The organism is Peribacillus cavernae, assembly GCF_003989135.1.
Classification (GTDB): domain Bacteria; phylum Bacillota; class Bacilli; order Bacillales; family DSM-1321; genus Peribacillus; species Peribacillus cavernae.
In genome coordinates, this window is record NZ_RYZZ01000018.1 from 62,654 (window position 1) to 80,595 (window position 17,942).

Annotated in this window: 20 protein-coding genes and 2 pseudogenes; 16 read left to right on the plus strand and 6 right to left on the minus strand. The window is 40.0% G+C overall.

From position 1 onward, the window contains the following. The first annotated feature begins 21 nt into the window (after positions 1 to 21). Both ELQ35_RS14095 and nadE read left to right on the plus strand, forming a co-directional pair. A complete protein-coding gene (locus ELQ35_RS14095; RefSeq protein ID WP_126865458.1) occupies positions 22 to 1,494 on the plus strand; it encodes a nicotinate phosphoribosyltransferase in 1,473 nt (490 codons plus the stop codon). A 37-nt stretch (positions 1,495 to 1,531) separates the two neighbouring features. Continuing rightward, positions 1,532 to 2,362: an ammonia-dependent NAD(+) synthetase gene (gene nadE, locus ELQ35_RS14100; RefSeq protein WP_126865459.1), complete on the plus strand. Its 831-nt coding sequence runs from the start codon at positions 1,532 to 1,534 to the stop codon at positions 2,360 to 2,362. A 25-nt stretch (positions 2,363 to 2,387) separates the two neighbouring features. Here nadE and ELQ35_RS14105 read toward each other — a convergent pair whose 3' ends face one another. Then, the gene (locus tag ELQ35_RS14105) at positions 2,388 to 2,849 is read right to left on the minus strand and encodes a DinB family protein (protein ID WP_185861775.1); all 462 of its coding nucleotides are present in this window, start codon (positions 2,847 to 2,849) and stop codon (positions 2,388 to 2,390) included. A gap of 69 nt (positions 2,850 to 2,918) precedes the next feature. On the opposite strand from ELQ35_RS14105, the gene ELQ35_RS14110 reads away from it, so the two are divergent. Further along, complete coding sequence (locus tag ELQ35_RS14110) at positions 2,919 to 3,596, plus strand: Dph6-related ATP pyrophosphatase (RefSeq protein ID WP_126865461.1); 678 nt, start codon at positions 2,919 to 2,921, stop codon at positions 3,594 to 3,596. A 205-nt stretch (positions 3,597 to 3,801) separates the two neighbouring features. Here the strand turns inward: ELQ35_RS14110 and ELQ35_RS14115 are convergent, their stop codons facing one another. Beyond that, the gene (locus ELQ35_RS14115; protein WP_126865462.1) at positions 3,802 to 4,071 is read right to left on the minus strand and encodes a hypothetical protein; all 270 of its coding nucleotides are present in this window, start codon (positions 4,069 to 4,071) and stop codon (positions 3,802 to 3,804) included. Between the two features lie 95 nt (positions 4,072 to 4,166). Here ELQ35_RS14115 and ELQ35_RS14120 point away from each other — a divergent pair, with 95 nt between their 5' ends. Further along, complete coding sequence (locus ELQ35_RS14120; protein ID WP_126865463.1) at positions 4,167 to 4,622, plus strand: hypothetical protein; 456 nt, start codon at positions 4,167 to 4,169, stop codon at positions 4,620 to 4,622. 67 nt (positions 4,623 to 4,689) lie between these two features. Here the strand turns inward: ELQ35_RS14120 and ELQ35_RS14125 are convergent, their stop codons facing one another. Next, positions 4,690 to 5,667, minus strand: coding sequence for a S8 family peptidase (locus tag ELQ35_RS14125; protein WP_126865483.1), 978 nt, complete (start codon positions 5,665 to 5,667; stop codon positions 4,690 to 4,692). Between the two features lie 730 nt (positions 5,668 to 6,397). Between ELQ35_RS14125 and ELQ35_RS14130 the strand changes: the two are divergent. Beyond that, positions 6,398 to 6,613, plus strand: a pseudogene (locus tag ELQ35_RS14130) (class I SAM-dependent methyltransferase); the annotation flags it as partial. Between the two features lie 47 nt (positions 6,614 to 6,660). Beyond that, a complete protein-coding gene (locus ELQ35_RS14135; RefSeq protein WP_126865465.1) occupies positions 6,661 to 6,948 on the plus strand; it encodes a DUF3219 family protein in 288 nt (95 codons plus the stop codon). A 345-nt stretch (positions 6,949 to 7,293) separates the two neighbouring features. On the opposite strand, the gene ELQ35_RS14140 is transcribed toward ELQ35_RS14135, so the two are convergent. Then, positions 7,294 to 8,364: a DUF3900 domain-containing protein gene (locus tag ELQ35_RS14140; RefSeq protein WP_126865466.1), complete on the minus strand. Its 1,071-nt coding sequence runs from the start codon at positions 8,362 to 8,364 to the stop codon at positions 7,294 to 7,296. Positions 8,365 to 8,495: 131 nt separating this feature from the next. On the opposite strand from ELQ35_RS14140, the gene ELQ35_RS14145 reads away from it, so the two are divergent. From ELQ35_RS14145 to ELQ35_RS14165, 5 genes and pseudogenes are all read left to right on the plus strand, one after another. Then, positions 8,496 to 8,993, plus strand: a complete 498-nt coding sequence (locus ELQ35_RS14145) for a metallophosphoesterase family protein (protein WP_126865467.1) — start codon at positions 8,496 to 8,498, stop codon at positions 8,991 to 8,993. 19 nt (positions 8,994 to 9,012) lie between these two features. Then, positions 9,013 to 9,681, plus strand: a pseudogene (locus tag ELQ35_RS14150) (kynureninase/PvdN C-terminal domain-containing protein). Between the two features lie 48 nt (positions 9,682 to 9,729). Beyond that, on the plus strand, positions 9,730 to 10,572 hold the full coding sequence (gene kynA, locus ELQ35_RS14155; protein ID WP_126865468.1) for a tryptophan 2,3-dioxygenase: 843 nt from the start codon (positions 9,730 to 9,732) through the stop codon (positions 10,570 to 10,572). A gap of 19 nt (positions 10,573 to 10,591) precedes the next feature. After that, positions 10,592 to 11,221, plus strand: coding sequence for an arylformamidase (kynB, locus tag ELQ35_RS14160; protein ID WP_126865469.1), 630 nt, complete (start codon positions 10,592 to 10,594; stop codon positions 11,219 to 11,221). 152 nt (positions 11,222 to 11,373) lie between these two features. Next, positions 11,374 to 12,711, plus strand: a complete 1,338-nt coding sequence (locus ELQ35_RS14165; protein WP_126865470.1) for an amino acid permease — start codon at positions 11,374 to 11,376, stop codon at positions 12,709 to 12,711. Positions 12,712 to 12,716: 5 nt separating this feature from the next. On the opposite strand, the gene ELQ35_RS14170 is transcribed toward ELQ35_RS14165, so the two are convergent. Next, complete coding sequence (locus tag ELQ35_RS14170) at positions 12,717 to 13,343, minus strand: LysE family translocator (RefSeq protein WP_126865471.1); 627 nt, start codon at positions 13,341 to 13,343, stop codon at positions 12,717 to 12,719. 742 nt (positions 13,344 to 14,085) lie between these two features. Here ELQ35_RS14170 and ELQ35_RS14175 point away from each other — a divergent pair. The 5 genes from ELQ35_RS14175 to ELQ35_RS14195 all read left to right on the plus strand — a co-directional run bounded on the left by ELQ35_RS14175 (position 14,086) and on the right by ELQ35_RS14195 (position 16,893). Further along, a complete protein-coding gene (locus tag ELQ35_RS14175) occupies positions 14,086 to 14,427 on the plus strand; it encodes a hypothetical protein (RefSeq protein ID WP_126865472.1) in 342 nt (113 codons plus the stop codon). An 88-nt stretch (positions 14,428 to 14,515) separates the two neighbouring features. Beyond that, positions 14,516 to 14,728 (plus strand): hypothetical protein, encoded by a 213-nt coding sequence (locus ELQ35_RS14180; RefSeq protein WP_126865473.1) that lies wholly within the window; start codon positions 14,516 to 14,518, stop codon positions 14,726 to 14,728. Positions 14,729 to 15,086: 358 nt separating this feature from the next. Next, positions 15,087 to 15,326, plus strand: a complete 240-nt coding sequence (locus ELQ35_RS14185) for a hypothetical protein (RefSeq protein ID WP_126865474.1) — start codon at positions 15,087 to 15,089, stop codon at positions 15,324 to 15,326. Between the two features lie 226 nt (positions 15,327 to 15,552). Beyond that, positions 15,553 to 15,654, plus strand: coding sequence for a YjcZ family sporulation protein (locus ELQ35_RS14190; protein WP_126865475.1), 102 nt, complete (start codon positions 15,553 to 15,555; stop codon positions 15,652 to 15,654). A gap of 1,002 nt (positions 15,655 to 16,656) precedes the next feature. Beyond that, on the plus strand, positions 16,657 to 16,893 hold the full coding sequence (locus ELQ35_RS14195; RefSeq protein ID WP_126865476.1) for a ferredoxin family protein: 237 nt from the start codon (positions 16,657 to 16,659) through the stop codon (positions 16,891 to 16,893). Between the two features lie 535 nt (positions 16,894 to 17,428). On the opposite strand, the gene ELQ35_RS14200 is transcribed toward ELQ35_RS14195, so the two are convergent. Further along, the gene (locus ELQ35_RS14200; protein ID WP_126865484.1) at positions 17,429 to 17,926 is read right to left on the minus strand and encodes a molybdate ABC transporter permease subunit; all 498 of its coding nucleotides are present in this window, start codon (positions 17,924 to 17,926) and stop codon (positions 17,429 to 17,431) included. Positions 17,927 to 17,942 lie beyond the last annotated feature (16 nt).

Genomic DNA, 17,942 nt, shown 5'->3' on the forward strand with positions numbered 1-17,942 from the left:
TAAAACCGGAGGAAAAAGAAAATGTACCCTAAATATGTAGATGATAGCCACGGTCTTCATACTGATCTATATCAAATCAACATGACGCAAACGTATTGGGAGGACGATATACATAACCGTACAGCCGTTTTTGAATTGTTTTTTAGAAAGCTGCCATTTAGCAGCGGATATGCCATTTTTGCAGGACTCGAAAAAATTATTCATTATCTTAGTAATTTCCATTTTTCCGAGACAGATATTCAATATCTGAGTGATGATTTAGGATATGAAGCGAACTTTTTGCAGTATTTACGGGAGCTTCGCTTTACCGGAAATATTCGCTGTATGAAAGAAGGAGAATTGGTGTTCGGCAATGAGCCCATTCTGCGTGTGGAAGCGCCGCTTGGGGAGGCACAGTTAATTGAGACGGCCCTGTTGAACATAATCAATTATCAAACTCTTGTCGCAACAAAAGCATCACGGATCAAGCAGGTGCTCAGTGATGAGTCGGCATTGGAATTCGGCAGCCGCCGCGCCCAGGAAATGGATGCGGCCATCTGGGGAGCGCGTGCCGCTTATATTGCCGGATTTGATGCCACGAGCAACGTCCGTGCCGGTAAGTTGTTTGGAATACCGGTATCGGGAACCCACGCCCATGCATTGATCCAGGCTTATAAAGATGAATACATAGCCTTCCATAAATATGCTAGCTCTCACAAAGATTGTGTATTCCTCGTCGATACCTATGATACGCTGCGTTCAGGCGTACCGAATGCGATCCGTGTGGCAAAAGAGCTTGGCGATAAGATCAATTTTAAAGGAATCCGCCTCGATAGTGGAGACCTAGCCTATTTGTCAAAAGAAACGAGAAAGATGCTCGATGAAGCCGGTTTTACAGAAACAAAAATTGTCGCTTCCAACGATTTAGATGAATATACGATTATCAATCTGAAAGCCCAGGGGGCACAAATCGATATTTGGGGCATTGGTACAAAATTGATTACAGCCTATGACCAGCCAGCGCTTGGTGCCGTTTATAAATTGGTTTCAATCGAGGATGAAAAAGGGAATATGGTGGATACGATCAAGATTTCTGCCAATCCTGAAAAAGTCTCGACACCTGGCTTAAAAAGGGTATATCGCATTATCAATCGTGAGAATAAGCACTCAGAGGGAGATTATATTGCGATGGAAGACGAAATGCCGGACGAGGAAGAAAAGCTGAAAATGTTCCATCCGGTCCATACTTTTTTGAGTAAAGATGTCACCGATTTTAAAGCAGTAGACCTCCAGGAGGACATTTTTACTAACGGCCGTTTAGTATACGATTCCCCCGACATGGAAGAAATTCGGCAATACGCAAAGAACAATCTTTGCCTGTTGTGGCCTGAGTATAAGCGTGCGCTGAATCCAGAAGAGTATCCGGTCGACTTAAGCCAAAAATGCTGGGAAAATAAAATGAGGAACATTGAAGAAGTAAAACAAAAAGTAGAAGCAATGAAAAAACAGGTGTAACACAGGAAAAACAAAAACGAAAGAGAGGGAGTTGCAAATGCGCCCATTACAAAAGCAAATCATCGAAACATTGCTTGCACAGCCTTCTATCGACCCGGAAACAGAGTTCAGAAGAAGTGTTGATTTTTTAAAGGATTATCTTACACGATATTCTATGTTAAAAAGCCTTGTATTAGGAATTTCGGGTGGCCAGGATTCGACATTAGGCGGCTATATGGCCCAAACTGCAGTAAATGAATTAAATGAAGAAAAAGGAAATAATGAATACCAATTTATTGCAGTCAGTCTTCCATATGGTGTTCAGATAGACGAAGCAGACCGCCAGCAAGCGTTAGAATTCATGAATCCGAGCCGGACTGTAACGGTAAACATCAAACCGGCCGTCGATGCAAGTGTCCGGGCTGTAGAGGAAGCGACAGGAGAAGAACTGTCAAATTTCCTTAAAGGGAATGTAAAAGCAAGAGAACGGATGAAAGTGCAATATGACCTTGCCGGCATGTATCATGGGGTTGTACTGGGAACGGACCACGCAGCCGAGGCAATCACAGGGTTTTTCACGAAGCACGGCGACGGCGCAGCAGACTTGGTGCCGTTATTCCGTCTAAATAAGAGACAGGGAAGGGCAATCCTGAAATTTGTCGGTGTGCCTGAGAGACTTTATCTAAAAATACCAACTGCTGATTTAGAGGACGATAAGCCGCTGATCCCGGATGAAGTGGCGCTTGGTGTGTCCTACGATGAAATCGATGATTATTTGGAGGGCAAAGAAATAAGGGAAGAAGCAGCTGCAAAAATTGAAGGCTGGTATTTGAAAACGGAGCATAAACGTAATCCGTCCATCAATGTATTGGATGAATGGTGGAAATAAGCCTGCGAACAAGCAGGCTTTTTACTCATTCAAACAGCTTAACATCAATGCTGCAGCCGTTTACAGTCAACAGAGCATGGATCTGTCCCCGGTGGTGGTAATAGTGAGATAGTATCTCCAGAAGCCATTCAAAACGTGTATACACTATGCCCCAATAGGAAGGCTTCTCTTCTCTCAATTGGCTTTCTGTGAAGTTATTTACTTTTTCATTTAGAAATGAAAAACTATCTCTCATATATCCCTTGATGTCTTGCTTGGTAAAAGGCTGTGCCTGAGTGTAAAACTCCGACATATCTTCTTGAGAGTACCCTTCCATAATATAGTAGTCAGCTTTGCAAAGGACAGCGAGATGGACAAACATATCCCTGATCGGCCTTTTATTCTCTGCTGGCCTCCAATCAAGCAGCTCATCGGGAGTCTGTTCAAGCATGTCTATCGCTGAATTTACAGCGACAGCAAGCTGATGCAGCATTTTTTTTACATACATAGTAATCACCATCTTGTTTTCTTTATTCTAACGTATATATAGATAAAATGATCAAGGAGGAACAAAAATATGATGAATATAGCAATTTCCTGGAGCGGTGGTAAAGACGGATGTATCGCGCTGCATAGATTAATAGAACAGGGTCATTCAGTAAAGTGCCTATTTACCACGCTGCCCGAGGATATTGACGGCAGAACTTTTGGACATGGAGAAAAAGCGGAATCTATTAAACTTCAAGCTAAAGCCCTTGGCATCCCGGTGGAATTCATCGGCTGTTCCTTTAAAAGCTATACAGAAGACGTAAAAAAGGCTCTTGTAGCTTTAAAGAATATATATGGATTGAATGCTGCAGCTTTTGGTGATTTATACTTACAAGAGCATCGGGATTGGGGCGAAGACGTCTGCAGGGAAATCGGATTGGAAGCCATTTATCCGCTATGGATGCAGGAAAGCGAGGCTTTAAGCGCCCTGCAGATATTCGTAAACTCGGGTTATCAGGCAACCGTTATCCGTATCCGGGAAGAGAAATTGGCAGACTCATGGCTTGGCCGTGAAGTAGATGAGGAGTTTTTCACTGATATTCAAAGAGAAGCTGTTTGCCCAATGGGGGAGGCAGGGGAATACCATACATTTGTATATGATGGGCCACTCTTTAAGAAGAAAATCGAATTTACTAAAGGGGAAACGATCCAGCTTGAAACGTCCAAGAGGATGGAGATTGAAAGCCTGCGATTAAGAGAGAAGTAAGAAACGACTTTGCACCTAAGGAGGGCTCCTAGGGGTTGGACTTTTCCGCATAGAAGAATGGGCTCAATCTGTAGGTGGTACGATTGAGAATTCAATCGGCTAGTCGGTAAAGGGACAAAAACATTTTGGAAGTACCGAATTAAATCAAACCAAATAACAGGATGCCGGGAGGGCGTCCTGTTTTTAGAGCTTTCTATCCTCTTTTTTATCCCGCATGATCTGGGGATAATTGAAGAGCTATCTGTGGGAAATGATCTCCTTTTGTATCTTCGGAAATTCTTTTAAATCCGGGCCTTTTTTTTATAATGGGCTGTCTGCCTTGTTCAGCAGCCTTAGCCATGGTTTCAAAAACGAGCAGCAATTGGGCAAGGCTTTCATCAGGTAAAGTCTGCCCTTTCATGTTTTTAAAGCATGAAAGGAAGTGAATGTATTTCCAGCCAATGAAAAACATTAATGTATTGGGACGGAAAGCCACTTTTATTACCCTTTACATCAATGTTTTATTTCTACTTAATGTAGTGAATACTGTTTATAGTCATTTAAGCATTTGATACTCGAGAGGAGAAATACATGCTTCAGTACCTAATTGTTGGATTTATTCTGCCATGCATTTTGGTTTTTTACCTTTATCTAAAAATCCCAAAGTTTATAATTATTTTTTATCCCATTGGAATAACAGCAGCTTTATTGATTAATGATTGGGGTTTTAATTATTTTTGGAAATTAAAACATACCTTTAATGAATTATCTTTGTCTGCTCTTCCTTTTAATTTGGGACTTTTTCCTACTCTAGGATGTTTGTTTATAGGTTCTATTCACTATCATAAGTTAAATATGTTAGCTGCATTTTTGATTTTTACAGGTTTCACCACATTGATAGAGTTTTTTGGAGTTTTGGCAGGTGAAGTAATATATAGGAACGGATGGAATATACTTTGGACAGCACTCAGCTATTTTACCGCTTACATTATTGCATATATTTATTATAAGTTAGTAATCAGATACAAAATATTGCAATCCAATTAATCAGCGATAGTGGTTTAGAAGTGTTTTCAATGGAATTACTTACTTTTGCTCCAATTGGTCCATACCACTAAGCATTCCAAGGTCCAAGGATCTTACGTAATTTTTGCGATTTTTGATGGTTCAGTTTTAGCATTCCATTTCCTTCTTCTGACTTTGAATAGCCTAAGGGAACTGTATTTTTTATAAGCTGTTTAAAAATCTCTGGTTCGGATAAAGGTAGGTTCCGTTTTTTTTCATATTTTTCTATCAGCAGGGCCAGCGCACCTGATACGTGTGGGACAGCCATTGATGTACCTGATAAAGTAGCATATTGATTACCAGGGTAGGCTGATACAATTTGTTCCCCAGGAGCTACTAAGTCCAATTCACTATTAGAATTACTAAATCCTGAGTGGCGCCGAAGTAAGTTAACAGAACCTACTTCGACTACTTCTTGATACGCACCTGGATAATTGTATTCATTGGATTGTGAATTTCCATCCCCTTCGTTTCCTGCTGCGCATACGACGATCATATTATTTTGTACAGCTTTTTTGATAGCAGAATGTAAGGAAGGATTGTTATCTGACCCGCCTAATGACATGGAAATAATTCTTACCTTTTCCCCTTGGGGACCCGTCCATTTAATTGCATAGTTAATAGCGGAAGTAATATGTTCCGTTTCGCCTTCTCCTGACCCAGTTAATACTTTCAACACAAGCAATTTTGCTTTGGGTGCTGCACCTACAACCCCAGAACCATTCTCCGACGCTGCTATCGTTCCGCATACATGAGTCCCATGTCCATTATTATCAGAATAATTGGCATGATCTCGATTATAATCGCTTGTAAAATTGTAACCATCAATGATTTGCCCAGTTAAATCAGGATGATCCATTTGGCAGCCTGTGTCTAAAACAGCTATCACAATATTTTCTCCCTTCCATCCTTCTTTCCAAATAGATGGCGCTCGAATCAGTCTGATTCCTGGTGGAATTTCAGACATGTTTTTACTAACTCCTTCGACATGGAAGGGTATTAAATGAAATTTTGACAAACCTCTCATCTCCCTTTGTTTATCCGGCATTCAAGAGCAGAATACCCTGTTCATATAAATAAATCGGGCATTTCTGCCTGCGAGAGCCAGGCTGGTTTCAACTTATAATCCATGTGGATTGAAACCTTTCTTCATGCTATGAAGGAAGACAAGCATTTGATAGAACCTTTGTCTAATTTTTGTAAAATCACTGCTCAAATTTTAATCCGGTGATGAATTTGTATCAAAAAATAACTATCTTTCCCTGTGTGATAAGGGTAAAAAAACAAAACGTGTACTGGATTTTCCTCCAAATCGTTGGAGGATTCCAGTACACGTCTAGACACTATAAAGATATCATTCTTCTTTTAAGGAGTAACCGTCCCTTTATTAAGTAATCTGATAGCTTCCAAAGCATCCGGGTTTTCAGGTGAAGATAGATCACCGGATGGCTTATTCAAATAAGCTGATTTGATGACCCGGCGCATTACCTTTCCGTTCCTTGTTTTGGAAGCTCAGCAACGAAGTGAATTTCTTTTGGCTGTAAAGATTTGCCGAGGTGCTTTACGACAAGCTGGTAAAGTTCCTGATTAAGTTTTAAGAATGAGTACTCGCTATTTTTAATAGAAATTCTCAGGTTGAATCACTTCATATGTATGTATCACTTAAAAACGCAGATGCTAATCATATTGACGAAACAGGCATAAAATTATCCCTTTCTTTAGTTGAGTAATATAATTATTCATAGGATTTAGGCAATGACTTTTATAGCTTGTGGCTTGAAGATACATTAAGCTATTCTTGCGTCTATTTCAAAACAGCTGAAGACACTTTGTATGAGGCACAGATGAATAAAATCCTTCACATTTTGAAAAAGTTAAACTTAAAGCCTGGACAAAAACAGTTTGATATCGGATGCGGCTGGGGTTACTTGATTATCGAGGCAGCCAAACTTTACAATGTAATATCTTTATAAATAATAAGCTTCTGCTAGCTAAGAGGCACATTAAGGAGAGATAGAATTTGGTTAATGAGATTATATTAAATGACACAACGATACAGGTAACAGCCTATCAAGAAGAAGTGGCTCAAGGGACGGGAGCACCGAAAATCAGCTTTGATTTTAAGGTGAAGACCAATGAATATCATGATATCACCACCTTGCTGTATAAAGGCGAATTTCATGTAAAAGTGCCGGAAAGAGAGCTGGAATTTGAAGGGACCATCTCGAAATACTATACCTCTGTTACTGATCTGTACAAAGAGAACCAGGTTGGGGACTTTCATTTGGAGCTTACGAAAAAAATATAAATCCTAGATCCGAGGATTATTGTATTAAAAATAAGAGAAGGTATAAATTTTACCTTCTCTTATTTGTCATTCATTTTTATCTTCTATATATTCATAAAATAGCTGTTTTTAGACTTCTTGGGTCTGTAGCCTCGTACCTAAAGGATATAGCTATTTGACAGTATAATGGTAATATATATCTTTAATAATAACCAGTTTTATAGTTCAAAAGATATCAAGGAGGAAACATCACGACATTTAATCCTGACTTAAAATTAGGACAAACATCAAATAACACTCAAATTTTTTTCCGTAACAGCGGTCACTAATTTGGTCACTAAATCATCCCAAAACACCATACTCCCTTTACTCTCCAACCGACTTCCTGCTTATCCTCTCAATAATCTCCACCAAATCATCCGGCCGATGAAACTCAATCGGGGAAACACCCTTCTCAAACTGAATCGATTCAGCCTCCACAAGCAACACATACCGTCCATTAATTTTACCTAAATGAATATTCTTCCCAAAGTCTGCAAGCAAGCCTTTGACAGTGGTTTCGCCCAATTTCATTTGTAATTCCGCTTCGGGCGTATGCTCCACTATCTGTGCCGCCGCTTCCACAACCTGGTGGGTATCTAACCGTTCGCGGATTTCCCGTTTCTCGCTGGCTTCCCAAATCTCCATATCCTCTTCAAACTGCTTGAGTTCTTCACTGTTATCTTCAAAGGTTTCATACACGTGTTCTTGCACCATATTGATAACTTGAGTTTTCATGATTTCAGGCATCGATTCTCCATACTCCACGAATTTCAAAAAATCTTCAAAGTAACGGGCATGGGAAGCCTGGTGAATTTTCAGCTCAGCTTCTTCGACCATACCTTCTTCAGGCATGTAGGGGTATTGAATCGATTTCATATTTTTGGTTGTAATCGCCATTTCAACATTGCGGATCAGGGACGATTCGTCTGATATGGATGCGACCTTTGGTTCGAAATCACATTTCATGATAAAAACAAACGGTTCTTCGAAGTATTTGGTCAGCTTAGCAGTTGCTACTAGAAAAACACCGCCCCGGACGGCACTTGTATCGAGATAGGAGCGGACGAATTGTTCACTTTCTTCATGGAAAGCCTCTTTAGTTTCCGCTAAACGGACACGGTTGAATAGATTGTAATTGGGATTGGAATCGAGCTCATGGCCTTCTTCGACAATAAAATGGCCGACTTTGGTAGGAACCTGGTCGGCTTTTGGGTGGCGGTCGACTTTACGTTTTGATATTTTCATAAGTTCTCCATCAAGGAAATCCTTTAAAGGGCTGCTTTCATAATCTTCATTCCCGAGCGTCTGGAAATGTTTGTATCTTTTATCGGCCTGTTCGCCTTTACCTTCAATCTGAATCACATAAAACGATAAAAATGTAATCGAAAAGTCCATGGAAATCACCTATTTCTCAAAAGTTAACTTTAAATAGTATAGAAAAGGGAGCAGCATTCGTCAAACGAATGTTTCATTCCTTTAAGAACGGTTAAAATTGTTATAAAGCTAACAAAGCGAGGAGCGAATCCATGAAAATTGTAGTGATTTCCGATACACACATGCCGAAGCGCGGAAAAAAACTCCCGACAAGCTTGATCGAAGACCTTCAAAGTGCTCAATTAATCATCCATGCCGGTGACTGGCAAACCCTGGATGTTTATCAGGAACTGTTAACATATGCGCCAGTCGAAGGGGTCAGCGGCAATGTGGATGGTGAAGATATTAAAGAAAGGTTCGGGGAGAAAAGGATCCTGCAAATAAATGGCAAACGAATTGGCGTTGTTCATGGCCACGGCGAGAAGGGGACAACCGAAAAAAGGGCAATCGCTGCTTTTGCAGAGGAAGATGTCGATCTGATCATCTTCGGGCATTCGCACATCCCTGTGAAAAAACAAAGTGATGGAGTTATGTTATTCAATCCCGGGTCTCCTACGGATAAAAGAAGGCAGCCAGCGTATTCCTACGGTGTGATAACCATCCAAGGTACCATTCATGTAGATCATGTGTTCTATAATAGTAAGGAATAAATGAAAAAGTTCTATCTGTATGAGTGAAAAGCTTGGTGTTCTATGTGCTCCGCTTGTGGACGCTTCAAGTGAGGAAGTGATTGTAACCGCTTCCACAACTGTGAACCTGCATCAACTCATGGCTACCTTTTACAAACCGACCGGAATCCGGACAAAGATTCTTGCCGACGAGCTGACATTTCCTTCAGATATTTATGCCGTGCAAAGCCAGTTGCGAATCCACGAATTAGATCCTGCAGAACATCTTATCCGGGTAAAAAGCAGGGACGGAAGGTTTCTTGAGGAAGACGACATTGTCGCCAATGACTGAAGAGATAGCGTTGATTATCTTACCATCTGTGCTTTATCGCAGCGGCCAGGTACTCGATATGGAATATTTAACGGCGGTTTTATCGATTTAGTAGAATCAGAGCTTTCTTCTTTCGATTTTGTAATTGGAAACCCTCGTGAGGAGAAGCGCAGAGGCGGGCATATCTCGCTTGAGCATCGGGAAGCGGCGCGTATTTGCAAAGCATTGAAGGAGAATGGAGTGATTCCTGATTACCGTGAGCCCAATATCATCCGCCTCGCCCCGGTAGCACTATACACTTCGTTTATTGAGGTATGGGAGACGGTTCAGATCTTAAAAAAAATCATGGATGCAAAGCGTTATGAACAATATGAAAACAAACGTGGAGTGATTGCCTAATAACGGCTGAAATAAAATAAATCATTTGAAGAAAGGGGATAAATGAAAATGGAAGATGAAACGAAAAAACCTGGGTTGGAAAAAGGGATTCAAACAGATTTCACGAAATCATTATCATATGGCGATTACCTGCAGCTTGATAAAATTCTTTCCAGTCAGCAAAGGCTGTCTGGCCATCATGATGAAATGCTTTTTATTATCATTCATCAAACAAGTGAACTATGGATGAAGCTTGCTCTTCATGAGCTGCTATCTGCGATACAGTGCATAAACGGGAATGATCTGAAGCCTTCATTTAAAATGCTTTCAAGAGTATCCAGAATTCAGCAGCAGCTGATTCAATCGTGGAGTGTCCTTTCCACGCTAACACCTGCTGAGTATATGGAATTCAGGGATAAACTCGGGCAGGCATCCGGCTTTCAGTCCCATCAAAACAGGCTGATTGAATTCGCCCTTGGTCAAAAAAATCCGCACATTATAGCCGTTTTCCACCACCGGTCAGATTTGTATCAGACAATGAGCGAGGCACTTCATCAGCCGAGCATTTATGATGCAGCTATCAAAGCACTGGCCGAGAGAGGCCTTCCTGTTGATAAAGCAGCATTAGATAGGGATTGGTCGCAAAGCTACGCCTACAATGAGAGTGTTGAGGAGGCCTGGCTTGCCGTTTACAGGGATGTAGACCAACACTGGGATCTATACGAGCTTGCTGAGAAGCTGATTGATATAGGAAGCCAGCAGCAAAATTGGCGGTTTAATCATATGACAACCGTGGAACGGATCATCGGACATAAAACAGGCACTGGCGGGTCGACAGGTGTGACCTATTTAAAAAAAGTTCTCGATCAGCCATTTTTCCCTGAGCTATGGAGCTTGAGGACAAAGCTTTAAAAAGGATGGTGAATCACGTATGGACAAATGGCTTGATATTTCACAGCCGCTAAACGAAAAAACGGCATGTTGGCCGGGGGATACTCCCTTTTCTTACAAACTAAACTGGACAAAACAGGATGGCGGTTCAGTTAACGTCGGGCAAATCAACCTAAGCACACATCTAGGGACACATATAGACGCACCGTTTCATTTTGATGATAAAGGAAAAAAGGTGATCGAGTTAAATCTCGATATCTATATCGGGCCTGCTCGAGTTATATGTTTACCAAATCCACAGTGCTTTAGTATCCATTTATTGCAAAACTTCGATCTTGATGGTGTTGAGCGTCTCCTGATCCGTACAGGTTCATGGCAAGACCGCTCGATTTTCCCTGAAAGCATACCTCCGGTCGAGCCAGAGCTTTCCGGATTTTTAGCGGAGAAAGGTGTTAAGCTATTGGGATTGGATCTTCCATCAGTTGATGAGCTTGACAGCAAGGAACTCCCGGCCCACCATCAGCTTTATGCACATGGCATTCATATCCTGGAAGGGATTATTCTCAATCAAATAGAAGCCGGGGAATATTTTTTATCGGCATTGCCGCTTCCGTTAATGGACGGAGACGGAAGCCCGGTCAGGGCCGCATTGAAAAGAATAGGAATCTGACAGGACAGAGCAGAGCCGGCATCTTTATGCTGGTTTTTAAATTCATGTATGACTCCGCAACAACAAAGGAAGATTGTACCTCTGCCAAAATACATATTCAGGTTCCCTTCTCCTAACACTATGGGAAATTGTGTTTAGGGGGATTATGTGAGATGGCATCTGAAAAAGGCCAGGCCTCTGCGTCTGAGACAGGAAATTTAAAATGGTGGCAGCTGTCTTTACTTGGGGTCGGCTGTATTATCGGAACCGGTTTTTTTCTTGGTTCAGGCCTTGGAATTAAAGAAGCCGGTCCTTCGATATTGCTTGCCTTCATTGTTGCGGCATTCGCCACTTATGTGGTCTTTGATGCCCTTGCCCGCCTTACTGCAGAACACCCTGAGAAAGGCTCCTTCTGTGCCTATGCCAAGCATGCTTTCGGCAGATGGGCCGGTTTTAGTAACGGCTGGGTTTATTGGTCTTCTGAAATATTAATTATGGGCAGTCAGCTTACGGCATTAGGTTTGTTTACCCGTTTTTGGTTTCCTCATCTGCCATTATGGCTTCTTGCCACGATTTACGCTGTCCTGGGCCTGCTGGTCGTATTTATCGGGAGAAATGGCTTTGAAAAAGTCGAAAATGTGATGGCGATTATCAAAATTCTCGGCATCGTGATGTTTATTGTGATCGGAGCAATGGCCCTGTTTGGGATATTTGGAGATCATGGCACGAAGCCAGATATTACAAAGGATTACCAGTCTATTTTCCCGCATGGTATGACCGGGTTATGGTCGTCTTTGATCTATGCTTTTTACACGTTTGGCGGTATTGAGATCATGGGGCTTATGGCGATCAATTTAAAGGAACCGAAGGACGGCCCGAAATCCGGGAAAGTTATGCTTTTATTGCTGACGATTATCTATGTTCTGTCTGTCGGGCTGGCGATTCTGTTAGTTAGTTGGACCAAGTTCAATGCAGAGGAAAGCCCGTTTGTGATTGCACTTAATGACTATCAGCTGCCTTTTATGCCGCATATTTTTAATGCGATCCTGATCATTGCCGGCTTTTCGACGATGGTGGCTTCCTTATTCGCAGTCACCAATCTGCTTGTCACGCTTTCCGAAAGCGGGGACGCGCCTAAGGTCTTCTCGAAAAAAGGCAAATTTAAAGTGTCCCTGCCTTCTCTTTGCGTGACCGCTGGCGGTCTGGCGCTATCGATCATCATGTCATTGCTGCTGCCAAATAAAATATATGAGCATATTACAACAGCTGCCGGCCTAATGCTTCTGTATACATGGATCTTCATCTTGTTCTCTTTTAAGAAGTTGTTAAAGCTCAAAATGGCTGACAAAGTCAAAAGGCTGATTGGACTTCTGTTCATTGTGCTTGCCGTATCAGGAACGTTGCTTGAAAAAACAGGCAGGCCCGGCTTCTTTATTTCTCTCGGCTTTCTAATTGCCATTGCTGCAGCAACCCTGATCATGCGGCGAAAATGGAAGACAAGCGAAGCCTGAAATAATCAAGATAGGAAGACCTTTGCTGCCTGAATGCCAAAATAGATGCCGAACCCGACTAGTGATAAACCGGAAAGCAGCGAAATCATTTTTAGAAGCGAAGGAGTCAAAAACCTTCTTGCAGTACTTGCCATGAAAGCCATTGAAAAATCCCAGATAAAAATACCGAAAAAAATGGCGCAACTGAAGAGTAACAGCTTGTCAAAGTCGTATTTTGAAGAAGCGTTTGCCAAAACAGAACCATAAATGCCGAGCCAAAAGAGGATCGTAAGCGGGTTCGACAAGGACATGAGAAAACCGGCAAAGAATGATTTAGGCAGTGATTCTTTGCTCCTGTTTTCACCTGTGGAAATTTTCCCGGCGCTTATCATGCTTTCGATTCCCGTGTAAATGAGCACAAAGAATCCGAAAAGCCATAAAAATGTTTTCATGAATGGCGTTTCGAGGAAATGGACAACTCCTAGGTAAACCAGTCCCATATATATGGCATCAGCAAGTGCAGCACCAAGTCCTAATATCCATGCATTCCAAAACCCGTTCTTAATCCCGCGGTCGAGCTGGGCGGCATTAATTGGACCGATCGGCGCTGCGAGAGATAACCCTAAAAAGATATAGCCAATTAAAATGTTCATTCCAATTTTCACCTCATTTAAAATGTGCCGGACAGTTCCCGTACCATTTTATTCAACCGACAGGGCATGTACTACAAAAACTTCGGCATTTTTCCAAACCAACAGAGAGGATTGTTTTTCCGACATATAAATGGTATAGTTACATAGCGATGAGCTAATTTGTGTAAGCCGAAGGACAAGCTTGAACGCTAAACGTTTGGATGTGGCCAAACGGTTTTTCGCCTCAAAACGCATCAAAGACGCCTGGCAATATGCCAAGCGTCTTTTTGAACTTTTTTGAACATAACAGACGTTTCGAGAATTATGTTGTATAGAGGGTAAAGGTCTTTGTGCCAGTGCCAGCTGAAAATACATACAAAATCGTTATGGGTCTTTTAGCAAGGAGCCCGCGAGTTAAGAAGAGAAGATATAAGGGAGATTTATCGCACAGCTTTTGACAGCAACATTGTGGAACCAGTGTAATGCAGGAAAGCCCCTCCCTAAATAAAGGGAGGCTTTCCTGTGTTTATCTGCCATTATTCCAGTGTATAAAGAACTAGAAGGATGAAAATATCTGTGATTATTTTAGTGTTTTTGTTGCGGCCATTGCAGTTCGTTTGCAGCGATGCCTTACGATTGCTATAATTTTTATTTGATGATTTAAGAAGAAACTTCTTCTGCTGCACTCAAACACTATGTTGTCATAATAGTGCCTGTCCATTCATAATTTACTAGATATGAAATTACATAAAAGGAGATGCCAATGAATATAATAAAAGGAAAAGCCATTTTACTTATCTTTCTGTTAGCAATTTTGATTGGATTATTATTCATTTGGCTGCAAAGTTCGGGAACAGTCATGCAGGAAGAGGAAATCGTCGAGAAATATTATTCCCCTGACGGTTCGGGCAAGGTCACTGGGATAACAACAAAAGAGATTGAAGAAGTAAACGCCGATGCCAGCGGACCGACGTGTGCCATGAAATTCAGCAACAATAAAATATTAGTTTTGGATTGTGATCGTTACCTTAATTACCGGATCGGGGAAAAAGTAGAAATCGCTTATGATAACCGGAAAATTACCGAGATTCGCGGGAAGGAGTAAATGTTTATCAGCTGGGCATAAATTTCCATTGCTTTTTTGGGGTAAATCCATAATAAATAGAGTAATACAAGTGTTGGGGGGAAACATGATGTATGAAATAGAAAAAGGATCTATGGAAGAGGTTTTGATGATTTTACAAAACATCGGTCTGCAGCTAAATGAATATGAGAAAACAAATACTGTTATCCCGGTCAAAACTTATAAAGAGTTACTCGAATTTAGTATTTCCATTGCCCGACAAACGAACGATGTTTCCGATACAATCGACGAAATTATTGAAACAATTGAGAACAAATTATAGAATTTTATAAAAATCCAGGAGTGCCGTTCTCGCTTGCCTGTTTAGGCAACCGGGAATGAGCGCTTTTTTATTCTTCCAGGCATCACTTTTTGTCATAGTCTATCAGGAGCCTTCATATCTATTAATATACCAATTAGGAGGCTCCTAACATGCTTAATTTCAAACAGTTTTTTACACATTATTCCTATACGCTTTTATTGATTGTAATGTGCTTTATATTTACTATCATTTTGAATTAAACGATTGATTCAAGTAAATAAGGTTTCCGGCTCAATCCCATTTACTCTTATCAGTAGTTTATAATAGGAAGGATCAAACCGATAATATATGATATAAGAGAACGAATGGAGATGAAAACATGGAAACAAAAAGCCATGAATTGCTTTACGGCTGGACATTGGTGGGCCATAAATCATATGATGTTTACAGCAATAAAGCAAATTCGTATGCAGTAATGGATTTAGATAGTGATGTCGTTATGAGATTTATTACACAGGAAAATGAAATCGAAATTCTCGCGAGCAATTGGGACTTGAATTACAAATTGAATATCGGATTAAAAACGATTAAGATATTGACTGATCCCGAAGAAGAATAGCCTTGTTTCCAAAAGACATTTTATAGGATGTCTTTTTTTATGGATTTACTATAGCTACTTGTTATTAACATGGATGGTTCCATCAGTTCTGAATAAAGCTCTTGAAATGATGGCAAAAAAATATTCCTTAAGTGTGTTTAATACGTAAAAAAGGGTGTCTGTCCAAGCAACCTTCCTCTTTTTGCATAATCTAAATGTTAGATAGATTGAAAGGAGGGAATCTTGGATGGGTGATTATAATAGCGGTAGTGGATTTGCGTTAATCGTTGTCCTGTTTATTTTGTTGATTATTGTTGGAGCTGGTTTCATGATGAAGAAGGATTACTAATAATAGGGGTCTAGCTGCTGCACTGGAATAGAATTGGACAGAAAACGCCTGAATTCTCTGATTCAGGTGTTTTTTACAGTTTGATTGTTTAAACGAACATTATTAGGGCAAACTTCTACAAAAGATGAAGGAGAATGCTCATGATCTGTTCAATTTGTAAAAGACATAAGGAAATTGAATATACATCACTTGAAAACCAATATTGTGCTGACTGTTGGTCTGTAGTCTCGTCGCCATACAATTTTTTAATAGACCAGGGGAAAGAATACCTTGCAAAAAACACTAATTTAGAGGGATAACCAATTAAACCCCTTTTTGCAACACCACTCAAAAAACGAATGGTGTTATGTGTCTATGAGACGTTGAAATTAAACAAGGGAAAACGCCTCCGGATATTTGACTGTTCCCTATACATCTTTAAGGGCGTCTTGTTTCATTTCATAAAGTGTAAACGCTTCGTCTGGAACTTCAAACAGGGTTTCTGCTGCTAGCAAAAAGGAAGGCAAATTTAGGATAGAAAAAGGAGAAGGCCATGTGAAATCGGATAGCCTTCTCCTTTTGTTACTAATGAAACAGTATAGAAACGAATACTTTTTCATAAGTTAATGAATTTAGTCTTTCGTAGTAAAGATCATATTGTTATGATAAGGAGAAAGATGTAACGGAAAAGATTAGTAAACTTCATTGGCCTAAAGTTTTGGTTAATTATTAAATACAATATGAAGGGGAGAACCTGTACTATTTTATCAATAACCTAAAAAGGCTCTAGGGTGCTTTATAATAAGGTATTGGTAATAAAAAAAGGGAGGTGAGTCAGTTAAATGATAAGGTTTTCATCTGGATAAATTTGTTAGCCTTTTGATATGAAAGCAAAAGATTTAGTATTTTTTAAAACCATATTGCAGGAGTTATAAAGCTTTTTGGAGAATATTGATCTATTAAAGTTCCAAAGTTATTTAGAAAAGATAATCTATAAATTTTGACAAACCAGGAGGAGATATTATGCCGTTCGTTATTACTTCACCTTGTATTGCTGAAAAAGCTGGTGACTGTGTAGAAGTTTGTCCTGTTGATTGCATTGAGTTAGGCAGCGATCAATACCTTATTGATCCATCTATTTGTATAGATTGCGGGGCATGTGAGCCTGTATGTCCGGTAGAAGCCATTTACCATGAAGACGATGTACCGGAAGAAGAAGTAAGTTTTATTGAGAAAGCAAAGGAACATTATAATCTCTAATTGATGAATATTTCTTTAAAGAATTTCAACTATCACTGAAAGATCTACTGAAAGTATTCAACAATAATTCTATCCGGGGTCATTTTTAATGGCGCCGGATTTTTAGCATGTAAAGACTCTTCCTCCGCCTCCAATGATAACTGCTTTTTTATATTGTTTCGCGCTCTCCATCATTTTTTCACAATCTTCAATGGTTCGAAATCCGATTACTCCTTCTTTCTCTATCTTTGCAAGTTAATAACTCTGGAGAGAAGAAAGATATTTCATCACCCGAATAAATATAATTAAATATAATTAAATATAACTTAATATAACTAAATATAACTATTCATCAAATGAGTTTGTTAGGATATCTAACGAAAAAAATAAAATCGTTCTTTAGATTAAAATGATAAACCACACATTTAAAATTCAGTTATACAAAACAAAAAAGGTACGTTAATCAAAGTTAACGAACCTTTTTTTGAATATATGATTACTCTTTTCTATTAAAAAAATATAACAAAACCTTACCGGATAAAAGAGATCTAGAATCCTATTCACTTTTAAAATTGATAAAAAGGAGCATAGAAAATGCGATAAGGACTGTTGTAATGACCCATAACCAAGCCATTGTCATATTGCCGGAATCAATCGCTACATAAATTGCGGTAGGAATGGTTTGAGTTTTTCCTGGTATATTTCCTGCAAACATTAATGTAGCTCCGAATTCACCTAACGCTCTTGCAAAGCTTAAAATACTACCTGCAATTATCATTTTAGATGCCAAAGGAATCGATATGTACAAGAAAACTTGAAATTTATTCGCTCCATCTACTTCGGCTGCACCTTCTGCATCCGCATCCACCTGTTGAAACCCAGCCTTTGCAGCCTGATACATAAGTGGAAATGCCACTACTGCTGTAGCAATCACCGCAGCCCACCATGTAAACAAAACAGGCTGTTGAAATATCCATTCAATTATTCTGCCTAACCAACTATTTTTTCCAAAAATAACAATTAAAAGAAAACCAATTGAATATTGCCACCCAATAGACCCGCCTTTGCCA